Source organism: Affinibrenneria salicis (genome assembly GCF_008710095.1).
In genome coordinates this window covers 80141-100067 of record NZ_VYKJ01000003.1, presented here as the reverse complement: position 1 = coordinate 100067, position 19927 = coordinate 80141, and the positions used below count along the sequence as shown (strand labels likewise).

Below are 19927 nucleotides of genomic sequence, written 5' to 3'. Positions count from 1 at the left end.
TCCCGGCGCCTGCGTCCTCCCCAGAGGTATAAGGCGGCTTAAAACGATATCGGCAGCATGACAGACAACTTTAATTTGGTTTGCCTGCCGCCGCGGGCGCCGGCTAAACGCCCCGTCAGCCGAGCGGCATGATCATCGGATCGGGATAGAGGTACTCGAAGCCCAGTTCACGGCAGATGCGCGAACCGTCGATCAGACGCGCTTCCGGCGGATTCGCTTCATCAATAAACTGCGGCGCCGGCAACCCGAGCCGGCCGGCCTGCAGAGTATAGTAGTCTTTGCGGGCCGGATGCTCCGGCGCACATAAATTGTATAGATGCCCGCCGCCGGGCAACTGCAGCAGCAACTGAATCGCCGACAGGACATCTTCCTGATGCACCAGATTAACGCCGTGCGTACCGCGCGTCAGACCGACCTTGCCGGCCAGGAAACGTCCTGGATGCCGATCGACGCCGACCAGACCGGCCAGCCGCAAAATATCCACTGAGGTGTTGGGCAACTGATGCAGCCACTGCTCCAGTTTGACCAACACATTTCCCGCCGCCGTCTCCGGCTGCAGCGGGCTGCTTTCGCGCACCTTGCCGACGGTTCTGCCGTACACCGAAGTCGAACTGGTGAAAATAATGCGCGCGACTTTAAAAGCCAGCGCGCTGTTCACCAGTTGCTGCACCGCGACAAAATAATTTTCCGCGCCCTGTACGGTGCGGCTGACCGGTAAAACGATCACCAGCGCATCCACCTGCAGCAGCGCCTCCAGATCGCCGGACTCGCACTCCAGCCAGGGCGTCAGATTCAGTTGATAGCACTCAATACCGCTTAACCGGGCCGCCTCCGTGCCGTCTGCCGTGGTTTTGCTGCCGCGCACCTGGTACCCTTTGCCGGCCAGCGCCTGCGCTAGCGGCATGCCCAGCCAGCCCAATCCCGTAATCGCGACCTTTTTCATGCTTTCTCTCCCGCACCTGATAAGCAATTTACGATCTGACTCTGTTTATTGTGCACCATAAAAACGTCATTACGGGTAAAAAAGTGTTGCATCATTACCCTGATATGGTTTAGGTTAATCGGCAGTTAAGTTTATTCTTATTTTCAACAGGTATTTTTTATGTCGCGCATTCTGTTTAACCACCATCATCACCATCATCCTGACTAGTCTTTCAGGCAGTTGGTGCTGGAAGACATTCAGATCTTCCAGTGGCGCAGAATGGCAAGAAAGCCCCCGGAAGATCATTCTTCCGGGGGTTTTTTTTTGAGGTTTATTGTTTTCAATCGTTCTATTACCCAGGCGATTTCAGGAAAGGCAAGACGGCAGGCAAGCGACTTCCGAACGCAAAGCGAGCGGAAGAAGCGGCAAATCGCCGCGCCGGCCACCGGAAAGGCGAAGGGTATAAATTGACAGGTTAATGAGGGTTACCATGCTGGATAAAACACGTTTACGGATAGCAATGCAGAAGTCTGGACGTCTGAGCGACGATTCCCGCGAACTGCTGGCGCGCTGCGGTATTAAAATCAATCTACAGCAGCAACGCCTGATTGCTTTCGCAGAGAATATGCCGATCGACATTCTGCGCGTGCGCGATGACGACATTCCCGGGCTGGTCATGGACGGCGTCGTGGACCTCGGTATCATCGGCGAGAACGTGCTCGAAGAAGAATTGCTGAACCGCCGCGCCCAGGGCGAGGATCCGCGCTACTTCACGCTGCGCCGCCTCGACTTTGGCGGCTGTCGGCTATCGCTGGCCATGCCGCTGGATGAAGAATTTACCGGCCCGCAATGTCTGCAGAATAAACGTATCGCCACCTCCTACCCTCACCTGCTCAAGCAATATCTCGATAAACAAGACGTCAGTTTCAAATCCTGTCTGCTGAATGGTTCCGTCGAAGTCGCGCCGCGCGCCGGCCTGGCCGACGCCATCTGCGACCTGGTATCGACCGGCGCCACGCTGGAGGCCAACGGCCTGCGGGAAGTAGAAGTGATTTATCGCTCGAAAGCCTGTCTGATCCAGCGCGACGGCGAAATGCCGGAAGCGAAGCAGCAACTGATCGACAAGCTGTTAACCCGCATGCAGGGCGTAATTCAGGCGCGAGAGTCCAAATACATTATGCTGCACGCGCCGAGCGAACGGCTGGACGAGGTCATTGCGCTGCTGCCCGGCGCGGAGCGCCCGACTATCCTGCCGCTGGCCGGCGATCAGAGCCGGGTCGCGATGCATATGGTCAGCAGCGAAACCCTGTTCTGGGAAACCATGGAAAACCTGAAATCACTGGGCGCCAGCTCGATTCTGGTGCTGCCAATTGAAAAAATGATGGAGTAACCGATCATGACCAGCGCTAATTTCAATACCATTATTGACTGGCAGCAGTGTTCCGCCGAACAGCAGCGCCAGCTGCTTACCCGCCCGGCGATTTCCGCCTCGGACAGCATTACCGCAACGGTAAAAGAGATCCTGGAGAAAGTGAAAGACCAGGGGGATGAAGCGCTGCGCTATTACGGCGAACGCTTTGATAAAGTTCAGCTCGGCGCGCTGCGCGTCAGCGAAGCGGAAATTGCAGCGGCGTCGGAACGCCTTGACGACGACATCAAACAGGCGATGGCCGTTGCGGTGAAAAACATCGAAACATTTCACCGCGCGCAGATCCTGCCCGGCGTCGATATCGAAACCCAGCCGGGCGTACGCTGCCAGCAGGTGACCCGGCCGATCGATTCCATCGGCCTCTACATTCCCGGCGGTTCGGCTCCCCTGCCGTCAACGGTGTTGATGCTGGGCATTCCGGCCCGCATCGCAGGCTGCCGCAAGGTGATTCTGTGTTCGCCGCCGCCGCTGGCCGATGAGATCCTCTATGCCGCTCAGCTGTGCGGCATTAAAGAAGTCTTCCTGGCGGGCGGCGCGCAGGCGGTAGCCGCGATGGCCTTCGGTACGGAAAGCATTCCGAAAGTCGATAAAATTTTCGGGCCGGGCAATGCCTGGGTGACCGAAGCCAAACGTCAGGTCAGCCAGCGTCTCGACGGCGCGGCCATCGATATGCCGGCCGGTCCGTCCGAAGTGCTGGTGATCGCCGATAGCGGCGCCACGCCGGACTTTATCGCGGCGGATCTGCTGTCGCAGGCCGAACACGGCCCGGATTCCCAGGTGGTGCTGCTGACGCCGGACGCCGACATCGCTAAAGCGGTCAGCGTCGCCGTGGAACGGCAGCTTTCCTCGCTGTCGCGAGCGGAAATCGCGCGTAAAGCGCTGAGCAGCAGCCGCCTGATCGTCACCCGCGATCTGGACCAGTGCGTGGAAATCAGCAATCAGTACGGTCCCGAGCACTTAATTATTCAGACCCGCAACGCCGAAGCGCTGGTGGATCGAATCATTAGCGCTGGCTCCATTTTCCTCGGCGACTGGTCGCCGGAATCGGCCGGCGACTATGCCTCCGGCACCAACCACGTGCTGCCGACCTATGGCTATACCGCGACCTATTCCAGCCTCGGCCTGGCTGATTTTCAGAAACGCATGACCGTACAGCAGTTAACGCCGCAGGGGCTGCTGCAGCTGGCGCCGGCCATCGAAACCCTGGCCCAGGCGGAACAGCTGACCGCGCACAAAAATGCCGTTACCCTGCGCGTTGCGGCGCTTAAGGAGCGGGCATGAGCATTGAGAATCTGGCGCGCGCCAATGTGCGCGCCCTGACCCCCTACCAGTCGGCGCGCCGGCTCGGCGGCAGCGGCGATGTCTGGCTGAACGCCAACGAATTTCCGCAGGCGCCCGAATATCAGTTGACCCTGCAGACGCTGAACCGCTACCCGGAATGTCAGCCCAAACAGGTGATCACGCGCTATGCCGACTACGCCGGATTAACACCGGAGCAGGTGCTGGTCAGCCGCGGCGCGGATGAAGGCATAGAACTGCTGATTCGCGCGTTCTGCGAACCGGGCAAGGACGCCATCCTGTTCTGCCCGCCGACCTACGGCATGTACTCCGTCAGCGCGGAAACCTTCGGCGTGGAGCGCCGCACGGCGCAAAGCACCGCCGACTGGCAGCTGGATATGGACTCCATTGAACGCCAGCTGGACGGCGTAAAGCTGGTTTATGTCTGCAGCCCTAATAATCCGACCGGCAATCTGGTGCGCCAGGAAGACCTGCGTCGTCTGCTGGAGCTGACGCGCGGCACCGCGCTGGTGGTCATCGACGAGGCCTACATTGAGTTTAGCCCGCAGGCGACCGCCGTCAGCTGGCTGGCGGACTACCCGCACCTGGTTATCCTGCGTACGCTGTCGAAAGCCTTCGCGCTGGCCGGCCTGCGCTGCGGCTTTACTCTGGCCAATGAAGACGTCATCGCGCTGCTGCTGAAGGTTATCGCGCCCTACCCGCTCTCGCTGCCGGTGGCCGACATCGCCGCCCAGGCGCTGAGTGAACAGGGTCTGGAGAGAATGCGGCAAAACGTGGCGGAGGTGGTGGAAAACCGCCGCTGGCTGGCGCAGCAGCTGGATGCGTTGCCCTGCGTGGAGCAGGTGTTCCCCAGCGCGAGCAACTATCTGCTGGTACGGTTCACCCCCGACAGCCATGCGTTTCAAACGCTGTGGGATGAAGGCATTATCCTGCGCGATCAGAGTAAACAGCCCGGACTGGCCTACAGTTTACGCATTACCGTCGGCAATCAGTATGAATGCGAGCGCCTCGTCGACGCATTGCGGCGGTTACCCGGTATCAACAATTAATCTCAAGGAGCCAATGTGGGCCAGAAATACCTTTTCATTGACCGTGACGGTACATTAATCGCTGAACCGCCCGAAGATTTCCAGGTTGACCGTCTGGACAAGCTGGCGCTGGAACCGGATGTGATCCCCTCTCTGTTGGCGCTGCAGAAAGCGGGCTACAAGCTGGTGATGATTACCAACCAGGATGGACTCGGCACCGCCAGTTTCCCGCAGGAAACCTTCGATCCGCCGCATCAGCTGATGATGCAAATCCTGACTTCGCAGGGCATCGAATTCGAACAGGTGCTGATCTGCCCGCATCTGCCGGCGGATAATTGCGCCTGCCGCAAACCGAAAACCGCACTGGTGGCCTCTTATCTGGCCGGCGGCGTCATGGACACCGCCAACAGCTACGTGATCGGCGATCGCCCTACCGATGTGCAACTTGCGCAGAATATGGGCATCGAAGGGCTGCGCTATCAACGCGACGGGCTGAACTGGCAGGCCATCTCGGCGCGGCTGACGCAGCGCAACCGTCACGCGCACGTCAGCCGCGTGACGCGCGAAACCGGCATTGATGTCAACGTCTGGCTCGACCAGGAAGGCGGCAGCAAAATCAGCACCGGCGTGGGCTTCTTCGACCATATGCTGGATCAGATCGCCACGCACGGCGGCTTCCGCATGAACGTCGAAGTGAAAGGCGATCTGTACATCGACGATCACCACACGGTGGAAGATACCGCGCTGGCTCTTGGCGAAGCGCTGAACAAGGCGCTGGGCGACAAACGCGGCATCGCCCGTTTCGGCTTCGTCCTGCCGATGGACGAATGCCTGGCGCGCTGCGCGCTGGATATCTCCGGCCGGCCGCACCTGGAGTACAAAGCTGAGTTCAACTATCAGCGCGTAGGCGATCTCAGCACGGAGATGGTGGAGCACTTCTTCCGTTCGCTCTCTTATGCGATGGGCTGCACGCTGCATCTGAAAACCAAAGGCCGTAACGACCATCATCGGGTGGAAAGCCTGTTTAAAGTCTTCGGCCGCACGCTGCGCCAGGCCATCCGCGTGGAAGGGGATACGTTGCCCAGTTCTAAAGGGGTGCTGTGATGAACGTGGTGATTCTGGATACCGGCTGCGCCAACCTCTCTTCGGTCACCTGGGCGGTCAAACGCCTGGGCTACCAGCCGGTGGTCAGCCGGGAGGCGGAAGTGGTGCTGCACGCCGACAAACTGTTCCTGCCCGGCGTAGGCACCGCGCAGGCGGCGATGGACCAGCTAACGCAGCGCGATCTGATCGATCTGATTAAAGCCTGTACGCAACCGGTGCTGGGCATCTGCCTCGGCATGCAGCTGCTGGGTTCCCACAGCGAGGAAAACGGCGGCGTGCCCACGCTGGGAATTATCGATACCCCCGTCAGGCCGCTCGCCGACTGCGGTTTACCGCTGCCGCATATGGGCTGGAATCAACTCACACCTCAGGCGGGCCACCGTTTATTCCGTGATATCGACGACGGCGCCTGGTTCTATTTCGTTCACAGCTATGCAATGCCGGTATGTCCCAATACAATCGCTCAGTCACAGTACGGCGAGCCCTTCACCGCTGCCGTAGAAAAAGACAACTTCTTCGGCGTGCAGTTTCATCCCGAACGCTCCGGGGCGGCCGGGGCGCAGCTGCTGAAAAACTTTCTGGAGATGTAAACAGTATGATTATTCCCGCGTTGGATCTGATCGATGGTCAGGTCGTGCGTCTGCATCAGGGCGACTACGGGCAGCAGCGCCAGTACGGCAGCGATCCGCTGCCCCGCCTGCAGGATTATCAGCAACAGGGGGCTCAGGTATTGCACCTGGTGGATCTGACCGGCGCGAAAGACCCCGCCGCGCGCCAGATCCCGCTGCTGAAAACCTTGCTGGCCGGCGTCGACGTGCCGGTGCAGGTCGGCGGCGGCATCCGCAGCGAACAAGATGTGGAAGCGCTGCTGAACGCCGGCGCCCGTCGCGTGGTGATCGGCTCCACCGCCGTTAAACAACCGGCGCTGGTGCAACAGTGGTTCACCCGCTACGGCGCCGAAGCGCTGGTGCTGGCGCTGGATGTGCGCATCGATGCCGACGGCGCTAAGCAAGTGGCGATCAGCGGCTGGCAGGAAACCTCCGGCGCGACGCTGGAGCAGACCGTCGAGCAATATCTGCCGTTTGGCCTGAAACACGTGCTGTGCACCGATATTTCCCGCGACGGCACGCTGACGGGCTCCAATGTCGAACTCTATCGCGAAGTCGCTCAGCGCTATCCGCAGGTCGCCTTTCAGGCCTCCGGCGGCATCGGCAATCTGGAGGATATCGCCCGTCTGCGCGGCAGCGGCGTGCAGGGCGTGATTGTCGGTCGCGCATTGCTGGAAGGTAAATTTAACGTTGCGGAGGCCATTTCATGCTGGCAAAACGGATAATTCCCTGTCTGGATGTGCGGGACGGTCAGGTGGTCAAGGGCGTTCAGTTCCGTAACCATGAAATCATCGGCGATATCGTCCCGCTGGCCCAACGCTATGCGCAGGAAGGCGCCGATGAGCTGGTGTTTTACGATATTACCGCCTCCTCCGACGGCCGCGTGGTGGACAAAAGCTGGGTATCGCGCGTAGCGGAAGTGATCGATATTCCCTTCTGCGTCGCTGGCGGAATTAAAAGCGTCGAGGAAGCCGGCCAGATCCTGTCGTTCGGCGCCGATAAAATATCGATCAACTCTCCGGCGCTGGCCGACCCCAGTCTGATTACCCGGTTGGCCGACCGCTACGGAGTACAGTGTATCGTCGTGGGTATTGATACCTGGCATGATGCCGCCACCGGGCGTTATCATGTCAACCAGTACACCGGCGACGAAAGCCGCACCCGCATCACCACCTGGGAAACCCTGGACTGGGTGCGGGAAGTACAGAAGCTCGGCGCCGGTGAAATCGTGCTGAATATGATGAATCAGGACGGCGTGCGCAACGGCTATGACCTGCAGCAGTTAAAATTAGTGCGGGATATCTGTAAAGTGCCGCTGATCGCCTCCGGCGGCGCCGGCACGGTAGAACACTTTCTTGACGCCTTCACTGAAGCGCGCGTGGACGGCGCCCTGGCCGCCTCCGTGTTTCACAAGCAAATCATAAATATCGGCGAACTGAAAAATTATCTTAAGCAACAGGGTGTGGAGATTCGGGTGTGTTAAGCGAACAACAGAAAAGTAGGCTCGACTGGGAAAAAACCGGCGGCTTGATGCCGGTAGTGATTCAGCATGCGGTATCCGGCGATGTATTAATGCTGGGCTATATGAATCAGGACGCGCTCAGGGTCACGGAAGAAACGGGCAAGGTCACGTTTTTCTCCCGCACCAAACAGCGTCTGTGGACCAAAGGGGAATCCTCCGGCCATTTTCTGAATCTGGTGTCGATTACTCCCGACTGCGACAACGATACGCTGCTGATTCTGGTAAAACCGATTGGACCGACCTGCCATACCGGCAACACCAGCTGTTTCCATCCGGCGGCCAGCGAATGGGCGTTCCTGTATGAGCTGGAACAGCTGCTGGGCGAACGGAAAAGCGCCGATCCGGCCAGTTCCTACACCGCGCGGCTGTACGCCAGCGGCACCAAACGCATCGCGCAGAAAGTCGGCGAAGAAGGGCTGGAAACCGCGCTGGCGGCCACCGTGCACGATCGCGAAGAACTGACCAATGAAGCGGCCGATCTGATGTATCACCTGCTGGTTCTGCTGCAGGATCAGGATCTTGACCTGGCGGCGATTATCAATCGCCTGAAAGAACGTCACCGCTAAGCCATAACAACCGTCTTATCCCTGCCGACAGGACGGTTCCCTGCTCCGCGTCGGAAAACGAGCAAAAAAAAAGCGCCTGCAACAACAGGCGCTTTTTATTTCAGCAAACTAACAAGCAACGGATAATCTTATCCTGGCCGCCTGACGGCAAACCCGCGATTAACCGTAAATATTGGCGCGGTCGCGCAGTTCTTTACCCGGCTTGAAGTGAGGGACATATTTGCCTTCCAGCTCAACTTTTTCACCGGTTTTTGGATTACGACCAACGCGAGGCGCACGGTAGTGAAGCGAGAAACTGCCGAAGCCACGGATCTCAATGCGATCTCCCTCGGCCAGCGTGGAGGCCATTTGTTCCAGCATCTCTTTCACCGCATCCTCAACAACCTTTGCTGGAATATGAGATTGCTGGCCAGCAAGCCTTTCGATTAGTTCAGACTTGGTCATAACACCTCCAGGCACATGATTAACGCAATTATCACGATAAACTGATTACTACCGTTCGAAGGGCGGACATCGCTGCCCGCCCGCCGTCATTACTCGCCTTTTGCTGCTTTAAATGCTTCTGCCATCGCGCTGGAGAAGTTGCCTTCTTCCTGCTTGGTGTTTACAGAGGCAATAGCGTCTTTCTCATCAGCTTCGTCTTTAGCACGTACAGACAGGCTGACAACGCGGTTTTTGCGGTCAACGCCGGTGTACTTGGCTTCAACGCTGTCGCCAACGCTCAGAACCAGAGTAGCGTCTTCCACGCGATCGCGGGAGGCTTCAGAAGCGCGCAGGTAACCTTCAACGCCGTCTGCTAATTCAACTGTAGCACCTTTAGCGTCTACCGCCGTAACCTTACCAGTAACAATAGCACCTTTCTTGTTCATAGACAGGTAGTTATTGAACGGGTCTTCAGCCAGCTGTTTCACGCCCAGGGAGATACGTTCACGTTCTGCGTCAACCTGCAATACAACCGCGGCGATTTCATCGCCTTTCTTGTATTCACGCACGGCTTCTTCGCCGGCAACGTTCCAGGAGATGTCGGAAAGGTGAACCAGACCGTCGATGCCGCCATCCAGACCGATAAAGATACCGAAATCGGTGATGGATTTGATCTTGCCTTCAACGCGATCGCCCTTGTTGTGGGTTTCAGCGAACTGCTGCCACGGGTTGGATTTGCACTGTTTCAGACCCAGGGAGATACGACGACGTTCTTCGTCGATATCCAGAACCATCACTTCTACCACGTCGCCAACGTTGACAACTTTGGACGGGTGGATGTTTTTGTTGGTCCAGTCCATTTCGGAAACGTGCACCAGGCCTTCAACGCCTTCTTCGATTTCAACGAAGCAGCCGTAATCGGTCAGGTTGGTTACGCGGCCGGTCAGACGAGTGCTTTCCGGGTAACGTTTAGCGATAGCCACCCACGGATCTTCGCCCAGCTGTTTCAGGCCCAGGGAAACACGGGTACGTTCGCGGTCGAACTTCAGTACTTTAACCGTGATTTCATCGCCAACGTTGACGATTTCGCTCGGATGCTTAACGCGTTTCCATGCCATATCAGTGATATGCAGCAGGCCGTCAACGCCACCCAGATCAACGAATGCACCGTAGTCGGTAAGGTTCTTAACGATACCTTTAACTTCCATGCCTTCCTGCAGGTTTTCCAGCAGTTGATCGCGTTCAGCGCTGTTTTCAGATTCGATAACGGCACGACGGGAAACGACAACGTTGTTGCGTTTCTGATCCAGCTTGATCACTTTGAACTCAAGCTCTTTGCCTTCCAGATGCAGCGTATCGCGTACCGGACGAACGTCTACCAGGGAACCCGGCAGGAACGCACGAATACCGTTCAGCTCAACGGTGAAACCGCCTTTCACTTTACCGTTAATCACACCGGTAACAGTCGCAGCTTCTTCGTAGGCTTTTTCCAGCATCAGCCATGCTTCGTGACGTTTAGCTTTCTCACGAGACAGCAGCGTTTCACCAAAGCCGTCTTCGACAGCATCCAGCGCAACGTCAACTTCATCGCCAACCTGAATTTCAAGTTCGCCCTGGGCGTTTTTGAATTGCTCTACCGGAATGGCAGATTCAGATTTCAGACCGGCATCAACCAGTACGACATCTTTATCAATGGCAACCACAACGCCGCGTACGATGGAACCCGGACGGGTTTCGATTTCTTTCAGGGATTCTTCAAAGAGTTGAGCAAAAGATTCAGTCATGTTGATAATCTTAGGAGTCTTCAATTTAACGTCCATCCGGCATCCTGCCTGATGGGGTTGTTTCACATGCCCCGCTGTGGTTCCGTACAGCGAGGTAAACATTCAGTTTGCGCCTTTCGTTTTCAGCAGACTGAAAGCTATCGGGCGTTATTATCGCCTGGCGTCAGAATCTGCTGAGCATAGGCCAGCGCGCGGGCGATAACGTCATCTATCGACATACTGGTCGAATCCAGCACCAGAGCATCTGCTGCCGGCACCAGCGGTGCCACGGGCCGATTACGGTCGCGGTCGTCCCGCTCCTTTATCTCGGCTAAAAGACGTTCAAAGTTAACACTAAAGCCTTTATCCTGCAACTGTAGCATGCGTCTGCGCGCTCGTTCCTGTGCGCTGGCATCCAGAAATATCTTCACCGCCGCGTCGGGAAACACCACCGTGCCCATGTCGCGGCCGTCGGCGACCAGGCCGGGCGCTTCGCGAAACGCCCGCTGCCTGCGCAGCAGTGCTTCGCGCACGCGCGGGAAAACCGAGGTCTGCGACGCCGTCATACCGACCTCTTCCTGACGAATTTCGCCGCTGACGTCCTCGCCTTCCAGAATCACCCGCAGTTGGCCATCCCGCGACACGAAACGCACATCGAGGTGGGTGGCAATCGGCACCAGCGCTTCCTCAGACGTAATATCCACCTGGTGGTGCAGCGCCGCCAGCGCCAGCACCCGGTAGATGGCGCCGGAGTCAAGCAGGTTCCAGCGCAGCGTTTCCGCCAGTGCCTTACATATTGTTCCCTTGCCTGCGCCACTCGGTCCGTCAACCGTAATTACCGGTGCAGTAACCGCCATGTATTTCTCCTTACTCGCCGGGAAATCCCGCTTATGTCATTGAGACCGTACGGGGCGTCATTATACGCATCAAACACGTCGATGGTTATGCTAAAGCGGACAAAAGCGGGAAAATCAGACGGGGACGCATAAACGCACGCGGAGAGGAACAGGCACGGCGCGTTCGCCGTGCCTGTGAGCGGGCAGTTAGCCGGCCTGGCTCAAACCGGCCAGCCGGACGAAATAGTCCGGGAAGGTTTTCGCGGTGCATTTCGGATCGAGAATAGTGACCGGGGTATCGGACAGCGCCACCAGCGAGAAGCACATGGCGATACGGTGATCGTTATAGGTTTCGATCTGCGAAGCGCGCAGCGCGGCCGGCGGCGTGATGCGAATGTAATCTTCGCCCTCCTCCACCGTGGCGCCCACTTTACGCAACTCGGTGGCCATCGCCGTCAGACGGTCGGTCTCCTTGACGCGCCAGTTGTAGATGTTGCGCAACGTGGTGACGCCGTCGGCAAACAGCGCCGCCACCGCGATGGTCATCGCCGCGTCGGGAATCGCGTTCATATCCATATCGATGGCGTGCAGTTCGCCGCGCTGGCATTCGATATAATCATCGGCCCAGCGAATCTGCGCGCCCATTTTTTCCAGCACGTCGGCAAAGCGTACGTCGCCCTGCACGCTGTTGCGGCCCACGCCGGTCACGCGCACGGTGCCGCCGCGAATAGCGCCGGCCGCCAGGAAATAGGAGGCCGAAGACGCGTCGCCCTCAACCAGATAATCGCCAGGCGAACGGTAGTGCTGAGTCCCGTCGATAAAGAACTGCTGATAATTATCGTTGCGCACATCGATGCCGAACGCTTTCATCATATGCAGCGTGATATCAATGTAAGGACGGGAAACCAGATCGCCCTTGATGCGAATCCGGGTAGACTGCGGCGCCAGCGGCGCGGCCATCAGCAGCGCGGTCAAAAACTGGCTGGACACGCTGCCGTCCACTTCGATTTCGCCGCCGCGAAAGCCGCCCTGAATACGCAGCGGCGGATAATTTTCTTGCTCCAGATAACGGATATCCGCGCCGCCCTGACGCAGGGCATCCACCAGATGGCCGATCGGCCGTTCTTTCATGCGCGGTTCGCCGGTCAGCACGATATCGCCGGCCGTCAGACACAGCGCGGCGGTCAGCGGACGCATCGCCGTCCCGGCATTGCCCAGAAACAGCTCCAGCGGCTGCGGCGCCGTCAGCGGCCCGCCGGCGCCGTCGATCTCACACTCGGTGCGATCGGCGGACAAGCGATACTGGACGCCGAGCGAACGCAGCGCGTTCAGCATATGCCGAACGTCGTCGCTGTCGAGCAGGTTGGTCAGGCGCGTAGTGCCGTGCGCCAGCGCGGCCAGCAGCAGCGCGCGATTAGACACGCTTTTAGAACCGGGCAGGTTGATGGTGCCGTCGATACGCTTTACGGGTTGTAGGGTCAGGGATTCCTGCATGTGAAACACGATCTCCAAAAACTCAACACACAAACCCCGGATGGCTCCGGGGTTTGTGGCATAAATAACAAATGATGCCCGTTGACGGGCAACGGGGGATTACTAGCCGTGACGACGTTCAAATTCCAGCATGAAGTCGGTCAGCACTTTAACACCTTCCAGCGGCATGGCGTTATAAATCGACGCGCGCATTCCGCCTACGGCGCGATGGCCTTTCAGCGCCTGCAGACCCGCGGCCTGCGCCTGTTCGAGAAAGACTTTATCCAGCGCCGAATCCGCCAGCTGGAACGGCACATTCATCCGCGAACGGTTGGCCGCCGCCACGCCGTTGCGATAGAACCCGCTGCGGTCGATCGTGCCGTACAGCAGATCGGCCTTCTCCTGATTGCGTTTTTCCATTTCGACCAGGCCGCCCTGTTCTTTCAGCCACTCGAACACCATCCCGGCCAGGTACCAGGCGAAGGTCGGCGGCGTATTGAACATCGAGCCGTTCTCGGCCAGCACCTTGTAGCTCAGCACCGACGGCACTTCGCGGCGCGCGCGGTCCAGCAGATCGTCTCTGACGATCGCCAGCGTCAGGCCGGCCGGACCGATATTTTTCTGCGCGCCGGCGTAAATCACGCCAAAACGGCTGACGTCGAGCGGTTTCGATAAGATGCTGGACGAGTAGTCAGCCACCACAATCTTATCGCCGAAATCCGGCGTTTCTTCGATCGCCAGACCGTCGATGGTTTCGTTCGGGCAATAATGAGCAAAGGCCGCGTCGTCGGACAGCGCCCATTCTTTCATCGGTTTAATCGCCAGCAGGCCATCAACCTTCGTTTTCACGTCGATAACGTTCGGCGTACAGTACTTAGCCGCTTCGCTTACCGCGCTGTGCGCCCAGTAGCCGCCGTCGATATAGTCGGCCGAGGTCTTCTCGCCCAGCAGGTTGAGCGGTACGGCGGCGAACTGGCCGCGCCCGCCGCCCTGGACGAAAATTACTTTGTAATTGGAAGGGATTTTCAGTAAGTCACGTAAGTTCTGCTCGGATTCTTCAGCCATCTGAATAAATTCTTTACTGCGGTGGCTGATCTCCATCACGGATGTTCCCAGCCCGTGCCAGTTACATAGCTCCTGCTCCGCGCGACGTAAGACTTCCACTGGCATTACAGCCGGGCCAGCACTAAAATTAAAAACCTGAGTCATATCCCTCACCACTGATTTCTCTGAAAAATAGAAAATTTGTCCAAAAGCCGGCTTCATCTGCCATCGGTTTTATCACTGGTCACGGCTGGTCGCAATGGTTATTGCGTCGTCTGGAGAAGCCGCGCGCGACCATCTGGCGCAAGGGCGCGGATAAAAACGTATCCGATGCAGAATAAATAGAGTCGGCGCCTGAAACACCGTATCATGCTCCCCTTTTGCCCCTCTAACAAGTGAAGAACATGACGCAAACTTTTATCCCTGGCAAAGACGCCGCCCTGGAAGACTCCATCGCCCGCTTTCAACAGCGGCTCAGCGAGCTGGGATTCAACATCGAGGAAGCCTCCTGGCTGAACCCGGTGCCCAACGTCTGGTCAGTCCATATTCGCGACCGTGACTGTCCGCTGTGCTTCACCAACGGCAAGGGCGCCAGCAAAAAAGCGGCGCTGGCCTCCGCGCTGGGGGAGTATTTCGAACGCCTGTCCACCAACTATTTTTTTGCCGACTTCTGGCTGGGCCAAACCATCGCCGAAGGCGACTTCGTTCACTATCCCAATGAAAAATGGTTCCCGCTGCCGGCGGATAATCGTCTGCCGGACGGCATTCTGGATGGCTATCTGCACGATTTTTACGATCCGATGCGCGAACTGCAGGCCTCCGACCTGATCGATCTACAGTCCGGCAACGCGCAGCGCGGCATCTGCGCCCTGCCTTTTATCCGTCAGTCCGATCGCCAGACCGTATATATTCCCATGAATATCATCGGCAATCTGTACGTGTCCAACGGCATGTCGGCGGGCAATACGGCGAACGAGGCCCGCGTGCAGGGTCTGTCGGAAGTGTTCGAACGCTATGTGAAAAACCGCATTATTGCCGAAGCCATCAGTCTGCCTGCCATTCCCGACGCGGTGCTGGCCCGCTATCCCGGCGTGACAGAAGCGATCGCCACGCTGGAAAAAGAGGGGTTCCCGATTTTCGCCTATGACGCCTCGCTGGGCGGCAAATACCCGGTTATCTGCGTCGTGTTGTTCAACCCGGCGAACGGCACCTGCTTCGCGTCCTTCGGCGCCCACCCGGATTTCGGCGTGGCGCTGGAGCGCACCGTGACCGAGCTGCTGCAGGGACGCGGTCTGAAGGATCTGGATGTATTCGCCCCGCCGACCTTCGACAACGAAGAAGTGGCCGAACACGCCAACCTGGAGACGCATTTCATCGACTCCAGCGGTCTGATTTCGTGGGATCTGTTCAAACAGCAGGCGGATTATCCGTTTGCCGACTGGAATTTCAGCGGCAGCACGGAAAGCGAATTCGCCACGCTGATGGCGATCTTCGACGCGGAAAATCAGCCAGTCTACATCGCCGATTACCAGCACCTGGGCGTTTACGCCTGCCGTATTCTGGCGCCCGGCATGTCCGACATTTATCCGGCCGAGGATTTGCTGCTGGCCAACCACAACATGGCGGCGCACCTGCGCGCGACGCTGCTCGCCCTGCCGGATGGCCGGATGGCGCCGGAAGCGTGCCTGCAGTTGATTCAGCAACTGGACGATGAAGGGCTGGATGACTTCACCCGCGTCCGCGAACTGCTCGGCATCGCCAGCGGCAAAGACAACGCCTGGTATACGCTGCGGGTTGGCGAACTGAAAGCCATGCTGGCGCTGGCCGGGGGCGATCTGGAACAGGCGCTGAGCTGGACCGAATGGACGATGGATTTCAATCAGTCGGTATTTACGCCGCAGCGCGGCAACTACTATCGTTGCCTGCAAACGCTGTTGCAGCTGGCCCTGCAGCCTGAGCGCGATCCGACGCAGTATTACGACGCGCTGCTGAAAATGTACGGTCAGGAGGCATTGGATGCGGCCAGCGCCGCGTTGAGCGGCGAACAGTGCTTCTACGGCCTGTTCGCGGTAGACGCCGCGCTGAGCGAGCTGCCCGCGCACCAGGCGCTGCTAACGGCGTATCAGAAACTGCAGCGGGCCAAACGGCAATACAGCTGGTCGTAATTCCTCAGCGATAGTGCGATACCGTCAGGTATCGCACGTAATGTTAATCTTTACCGCCGCCGCAGGAGAAGACTGCAGGCGGCGAACAGCGCCAACCGGGTCGCCCCGTTGCGTCGCCGGACGCCTTATTTTGATAATGATTCGGACACCAAAATGACAAATTCACGCAACAATGTTTCACTATGGTTAAATTAATATTAATTAAGATCAAAATGCCGATAGCAAAATAACAAAATCTCTTACTAACTTTAACCGGCCGCAGGGCGGTTTAAGTGGATTTTTCAACTATTTTTGCAAAAAATAAAATATTTTTTTCTATTGAAAATCAGTTATTTAAATTAAAAAATGGCGTCATAAAGTACAATTCAGCCGTGAGAGTTCCGCGCAATATGATCCACGTCAAATTTTACTTTATACCGCTTTGTTAATATCTCAATGCTGATAAATTTTAAGAGAGAGTTAGTGTGAAAGCTGACAACCCCTTTATGCTTTTGCTGCCGGCCGCCATGGCCAAAGTCGCTGAAGACGCCGGTGTTTACAAAGCAACCAAACAACCGCTGACCACGTTCTATCTGGCTATTACCGCGGGCGTTTTTATTTCCATTGCGTTTGTTTTTTATATTACCGCCACCACCGGCGGCAATGCTTTACCCTATGGGATATCAAAACTGGTCGGCGGCATCTGCTTTTCGCTCGGCCTGATGCTGGTAGTGGTATGCGGGGCGGATTTATTCACCTCCACCGTGATGACGGTGATTGCCAAAGCCAGCGGCCGGATTAGCTGGAAGCAGCTCGCCTGGAACTGGGTTTATGTCTATATCGGTAACCTGTGCGGTGCGCTATTCTTTGTAGGACTGATCTGGTTCTCCAGTCAGCATATGGCGGCGGACGGCGCGTGGGGGTTGAATGTGCTGCAGACGGCGACGCATAAGCTGCATCACACGTTTATCGAAGCGCTGTGTCTTGGTATTCTGGCTAACCTGATGGTTTGTCTGGCGGTCTGGATGAGTTATTCCGGCCACAGCCTGACGGACAAAATGTTCGCTATGATCCTGCCGGTCGCGATGTTCGTCGCCAGCGGCTTTGAGCACAGTATCGCAAACATGTTTATGATCCCGATGGGCATCATCATTAAAAATTTTGCGTCTCCCGAATTTTGGCAGGCCGTAGGGATGGCGCCCTCTCAGTTTGAACATTTAACTGTCAGCCACTTTATTTTCGACAATCTGATCCCCGTCACGATCGGCAACATCATCGGTGGTGGCTTACTGGTAGGTTTAACCTATTGGGTGATTTATTTGCGCGGTGGTGACAAGCACTAAGGTGCCCTCAATCGCAACGTCGGATTTTAAGAAATCCATATCAAAGGTAGGTGTAAAATGACCGATCTGAATGAAAAATTAGCCAGTGCATGGCAAGGTTTTAACCAGGGTGAGTGGCAGAATGAAGTCAACGTACGCGACTTCATTCAGAAAAACTACGCGCCTTATGAAGGTGATGAATCCTTCCTGGCCGGCGCAACCGCTGCAACCAGCGCCCTGTGGGAAAAAGTGATGGAAGGCGTTAAACAGGAAAACCGCACTCATGCGCCTGTTGACTTCGATACCAACCTTGCATCCACCATCACCGCTCATGATGCCGGCTATATCACTAAAGATCTGGAAAAAGTCGTTGGTCTGCAGACTGATGCGCCGCTGAAACGCGCGCTGATTCCGTTCGGCGGCATCAAGATGATCGACAACTCCTGCAAAGCTTACGATCGCGAGCTGGATCCGCAGCTGAAAAAAATCTTCACCGAATACCGTAAAACCCACAACCAGGGCGTATTCGACGTTTATACCCCGAACATCCTGCGCTGCCGTAAGTCCGGCGTGCTGACCGGTCTGCCGGACGCCTATGGCCGCGGCCGTATCATCGGCGACTACCGTCGCGTTGCGCTGTACGGTATCGACTATCTGATGAAGGACAAATTCGCTCAGTTCTCTTCCCTGCAGACCAAACTGGAAAACGGCGAAGATCTGGAAGCCACCATCCGTCTGCGCGAAGAAATCGCTGAACAGCATCGCGCTCTGGGCCAAATCAAAGAAATGGCCGCCAAATACGGCTGCGACATTTCCGGTCCGGCCACCACCGCGCAGGAAGCGGTTCAGTGGACTTACTTCGGCTACCTGGCCGCGGTTAAATCGCAGAACGGCGCCGCCATGTCCTTCGGTCGCGTATCCACCTTCCTGGATGTCTACATCGAACGCGATCTGAAAGCCGGTAAAATCACCGAAGAACAGGCGCAGGAACTGATTGACCACGTGGTGATGAAGCTGCGTATGGTACGCTTCCTGCGTACGCCTGAGTATGATGAACTGTTCTCCGGCGACCCGATTTGGGCGACCGAATCTCTGGCGGGCATGGGTCTGGACGGCCGTACGCTGGTAACCAAAAACAGCTTCCGTTTCCTGAACACCCTGTACACCATGGGCCCGTCTCCGGAACCGAATATGACCATTCTGTGGTCGGAAAAACTGCCGGCGAACTTCAAGAAATACGCCGCGAAAGTGTCCATCGACACCTCCTCTCTGCAGTATGAAAACGATGACCTGATGCGCCCGGACTTCAACAGCGACGACTATGCGATCGCCTGTTGCGTCAGCCCGATGGTTGTCGGTAAACAAATGCAGTTCTTCGGCGCCCGCGCCAACCTGGCGAAAACCATGCTGTACGCGATCAACGGCGGCGTGGACGAAAAAATGAAGATGCAGGTAGGTCCGAAATCCGAACCGATCAAGAGCGAATACCTGGACTTCGACGAAGTGATGGAACGCATGGATCACTTCATGGACTGGCTGGCCAAACAGTACGTCACCGCGCTGAATATCATCCATTACATGCATGATAAATACAGCTACGAAGCCTCGCTGATGGCGCTGCATGACCGCGATGTTTATCGCACCATGGCTTGCGGTATCGCCGGTCTGTCCGTTGCCGCCGACTCCCTGTCCGCCATCAAATATGCCAAAGTTAAACCCATCCGTGATGAAGACGGTCTGGCCACTGACTTTGATATCGAAGGCGAATACCCGCAGTTCGGTAACAACGATCCGCGCGTGGATGAGCTGGCCTGCGACCTGGTTGAACGTTTCATGAAGAAAATTCAGAAACTGAACACCTATCGCGGCGCGGTACCGACTCAGTCCGTACTGACCATCACTTCCAACGTGGTATATGGTAAGAAAACCGGTAACACGCCTGACGGACGTCGCGCCGGCGCGCCGTTCGGCCCGGGCGCTAACCCGATGCACGGTCGCGACCAGAAAGGCGCCGTCGCCTCTCTGACTTCCGTGGCTAAACTGCCGTTTGCCTACGCGAAAGACGGTATTTCTTATACCTTCTCTATCGTGCCGAACGCGCTGGGTAAAGACGACGACGTGCGTAAGTCCAACCTGGCCAGCCTGATGGACGGTTACTTCCACCACGAAGCCAGCACCGAAGGCGGTCAGCACCTGAACGTCAACGTGATGAACCGTGAAATGCTGCTGGATGCGATGGAACACCCGGAAAAATATCCGCAGCTGACCATCCGCGTGTCCGGTTATGCCGTCCGCTTCAACTCGCTGACCAAAGAACAGCAGCAGGACGTCATTACCCGTACTTTCACCCAGTCAATCTGATTTCCCCGACTGTCTGAAAAAGCGTAAAATAAAGGCTCCACATGCGTGGGGCCTTTTTTCCGCTCTGCTGAAGCGGATATAGC

The 19927-nt window shown here is 57.1% G+C and carries 18 protein-coding genes and 1 other annotated feature; of the genes, 12 read left to right on the top strand and 6 right to left on the bottom strand.

What is annotated here, in order from left to right; translation table 11 throughout:
- Nucleotides 1–115: 115 nt before the first annotated feature.
- The gene (locus FJU30_RS07655; RefSeq protein ID WP_150434392.1) at nt 116–943 is read right to left on the bottom strand and encodes an SDR family oxidoreductase; all 828 of its coding nucleotides are present in this window, start codon (nt 941–943) and stop codon (nt 116–118) included.
- Between the two features lie 159 nt (nt 944–1102).
- Here FJU30_RS07655 and hisL point away from each other — a divergent pair, with 159 nt between their 5' ends.
- From hisL to hisIE, 9 genes are all read left to right on the top strand, one after another.
- Complete coding sequence (hisL, locus tag FJU30_RS07650) at nt 1103–1150, top strand: his operon leader peptide (RefSeq protein WP_150434659.1); 48 nt, start codon at nt 1103–1105, stop codon at nt 1148–1150.
- Nucleotides 1126–1248: a sequence feature (His leader region), on the top strand. It overlaps the preceding gene by 25 nt.
- A gap of 164 nt (nt 1249–1412) precedes the next feature.
- Complete coding sequence (gene hisG / locus FJU30_RS07645) at nt 1413–2312, top strand: ATP phosphoribosyltransferase (RefSeq protein ID WP_150434391.1); 900 nt, start codon at nt 1413–1415, stop codon at nt 2310–2312.
- Between the two features lie 6 nt (nt 2313–2318).
- Nucleotides 2319–3632: a histidinol dehydrogenase gene (hisD, locus tag FJU30_RS07640; RefSeq protein WP_150434390.1), complete on the top strand. Its 1314-nt coding sequence runs from the start codon at nt 2319–2321 to the stop codon at nt 3630–3632.
- A complete protein-coding gene (gene hisC / locus FJU30_RS07635; protein ID WP_150434389.1) occupies nt 3629–4699 on the top strand; it encodes a histidinol-phosphate transaminase in 1071 nt (356 codons plus the stop codon). The genes hisD and hisC overlap by 4 nt, the downstream gene beginning before the upstream one ends.
- A 15-nt stretch (nt 4700–4714) precedes the next feature.
- The gene (gene hisB, locus FJU30_RS07630) at nt 4715–5782 is read left to right on the top strand and encodes a bifunctional histidinol-phosphatase/imidazoleglycerol-phosphate dehydratase HisB (RefSeq protein WP_150434388.1); all 1068 of its coding nucleotides are present in this window, start codon (nt 4715–4717) and stop codon (nt 5780–5782) included.
- A complete protein-coding gene (gene hisH, locus FJU30_RS07625; protein ID WP_150434387.1) occupies nt 5782–6372 on the top strand; it encodes an imidazole glycerol phosphate synthase subunit HisH in 591 nt (196 codons plus the stop codon). Before hisB ends, hisH begins: the two co-directional genes overlap by 1 nt.
- 5 nt (nt 6373–6377) lie before the next feature.
- Nucleotides 6378–7115 (top strand): 1-(5-phosphoribosyl)-5-[(5-phosphoribosylamino)methylideneamino]imidazole-4-carboxamide isomerase, encoded by a 738-nt coding sequence (gene hisA, locus FJU30_RS07620; protein ID WP_150434386.1) that lies wholly within the window; start codon nt 6378–6380, stop codon nt 7113–7115.
- Nucleotides 7097–7873 (top strand): imidazole glycerol phosphate synthase subunit HisF, encoded by a 777-nt coding sequence (gene hisF / locus FJU30_RS07615; protein ID WP_150434385.1) that lies wholly within the window; start codon nt 7097–7099, stop codon nt 7871–7873. The genes hisA and hisF overlap by 19 nt, the downstream gene beginning before the upstream one ends.
- A complete protein-coding gene (gene hisIE, locus FJU30_RS07610; protein WP_150434384.1) occupies nt 7867–8478 on the top strand; it encodes a bifunctional phosphoribosyl-AMP cyclohydrolase/phosphoribosyl-ATP diphosphatase HisIE in 612 nt (203 codons plus the stop codon). The genes hisF and hisIE overlap by 7 nt, the downstream gene beginning before the upstream one ends.
- Nucleotides 8479–8637: 159 nt before the next feature.
- Here hisIE and ihfB read toward each other — a convergent pair whose 3' ends face one another.
- From ihfB to serC, 5 genes are all read right to left on the bottom strand, one after another.
- Nucleotides 8638–8937 carry an integration host factor subunit beta gene (ihfB, locus tag FJU30_RS07605; protein WP_191091545.1) on the bottom strand — a complete coding sequence of 100 codons (300 nt, stop codon included), beginning with the start codon at nt 8935–8937 and terminating at the stop codon, nt 8638–8640.
- 74 nt (nt 8938–9011) lie between these two features.
- A complete protein-coding gene (gene rpsA / locus FJU30_RS07600) occupies nt 9012–10685 on the bottom strand; it encodes a 30S ribosomal protein S1 (protein ID WP_150434658.1) in 1674 nt (557 codons plus the stop codon).
- A gap of 137 nt (nt 10686–10822) precedes the next feature.
- Nucleotides 10823–11521, bottom strand: a complete 699-nt coding sequence (gene cmk, locus FJU30_RS07595) for a (d)CMP kinase (protein ID WP_150434383.1) — start codon at nt 11519–11521, stop codon at nt 10823–10825.
- 186 nt (nt 11522–11707) lie between these two features.
- Complete coding sequence (gene aroA / locus FJU30_RS07590; protein ID WP_150434382.1) at nt 11708–12994, bottom strand: 3-phosphoshikimate 1-carboxyvinyltransferase; 1287 nt, start codon at nt 12992–12994, stop codon at nt 11708–11710.
- Between the two features lie 102 nt (nt 12995–13096).
- Complete coding sequence (gene serC, locus FJU30_RS07585; protein ID WP_150434381.1) at nt 13097–14182, bottom strand: 3-phosphoserine/phosphohydroxythreonine transaminase; 1086 nt, start codon at nt 14180–14182, stop codon at nt 13097–13099.
- Between the two features lie 239 nt (nt 14183–14421).
- Between serC and ycaO the strand changes: the two genes are divergently transcribed.
- The 3 genes from ycaO (at nt 14422) to pflB (ending at nt 19844) form a co-directional block, all read left to right on the top strand.
- Nucleotides 14422–16182 (top strand): 30S ribosomal protein S12 methylthiotransferase accessory factor YcaO, encoded by a 1761-nt coding sequence (gene ycaO, locus FJU30_RS07580; protein ID WP_150434380.1) that lies wholly within the window; start codon nt 14422–14424, stop codon nt 16180–16182.
- Nucleotides 16183–16646: 464 nt separating this feature from the next.
- Nucleotides 16647–17504, top strand: coding sequence for a formate transporter FocA (focA, locus tag FJU30_RS07575; protein ID WP_150434379.1), 858 nt, complete (start codon nt 16647–16649; stop codon nt 17502–17504).
- 57 nt (nt 17505–17561) lie between these two features.
- The gene (gene pflB, locus FJU30_RS07570; protein ID WP_150434378.1) at nt 17562–19844 is read left to right on the top strand and encodes a formate C-acetyltransferase; all 2283 of its coding nucleotides are present in this window, start codon (nt 17562–17564) and stop codon (nt 19842–19844) included.
- Nucleotides 19845–19927 lie beyond the last annotated feature (83 nt).

What these genes read in the sequence shown, in the direction of transcription:
- cmk (WP_150434383.1), bottom strand. Translation starts at nt 11,521, where the DNA reads ATGGCGGTTACTGCACCGGTAATTACGGTTGACGGACCGAGTGGCGCA.
- hisA (WP_150434386.1), top strand. Translation starts at nt 6,378, where the DNA reads ATGATTATTCCCGCGTTGGATCTGATCGATGGTCAGGTCGTGCGTCTG.
- hisG (WP_150434391.1), top strand. Translation starts at nt 1,413, where the DNA reads ATGCTGGATAAAACACGTTTACGGATAGCAATGCAGAAGTCTGGACGT.
- hisC (WP_150434389.1), top strand. Translation starts at nt 3,629, where the DNA reads ATGAGCATTGAGAATCTGGCGCGCGCCAATGTGCGCGCCCTGACCCCC.
- FJU30_RS07655 (WP_150434392.1), bottom strand. Translation starts at nt 943, where the DNA reads ATGAAAAAGGTCGCGATTACGGGATTGGGCTGGCTGGGCATGCCGCTA.
- aroA (WP_150434382.1), bottom strand. Translation starts at nt 12,994, where the DNA reads ATGCAGGAATCCCTGACCCTACAACCCGTAAAGCGTATCGACGGCACC.
- pflB (WP_150434378.1), top strand. Translation starts at nt 17,562, where the DNA reads ATGACCGATCTGAATGAAAAATTAGCCAGTGCATGGCAAGGTTTTAAC.
- serC (WP_150434381.1), bottom strand. Translation starts at nt 14,182, where the DNA reads ATGACTCAGGTTTTTAATTTTAGTGCTGGCCCGGCTGTAATGCCAGTG.
- rpsA (WP_150434658.1), bottom strand. Translation starts at nt 10,685, where the DNA reads ATGACTGAATCTTTTGCTCAACTCTTTGAAGAATCCCTGAAAGAAATC.
- ycaO (WP_150434380.1), top strand. Translation starts at nt 14,422, where the DNA reads ATGACGCAAACTTTTATCCCTGGCAAAGACGCCGCCCTGGAAGACTCC.
- hisF (WP_150434385.1), top strand. Translation starts at nt 7,097, where the DNA reads ATGCTGGCAAAACGGATAATTCCCTGTCTGGATGTGCGGGACGGTCAG.
- hisD (WP_150434390.1), top strand. Translation starts at nt 2,319, where the DNA reads ATGACCAGCGCTAATTTCAATACCATTATTGACTGGCAGCAGTGTTCC.
- hisH (WP_150434387.1), top strand. Translation starts at nt 5,782, where the DNA reads ATGAACGTGGTGATTCTGGATACCGGCTGCGCCAACCTCTCTTCGGTC.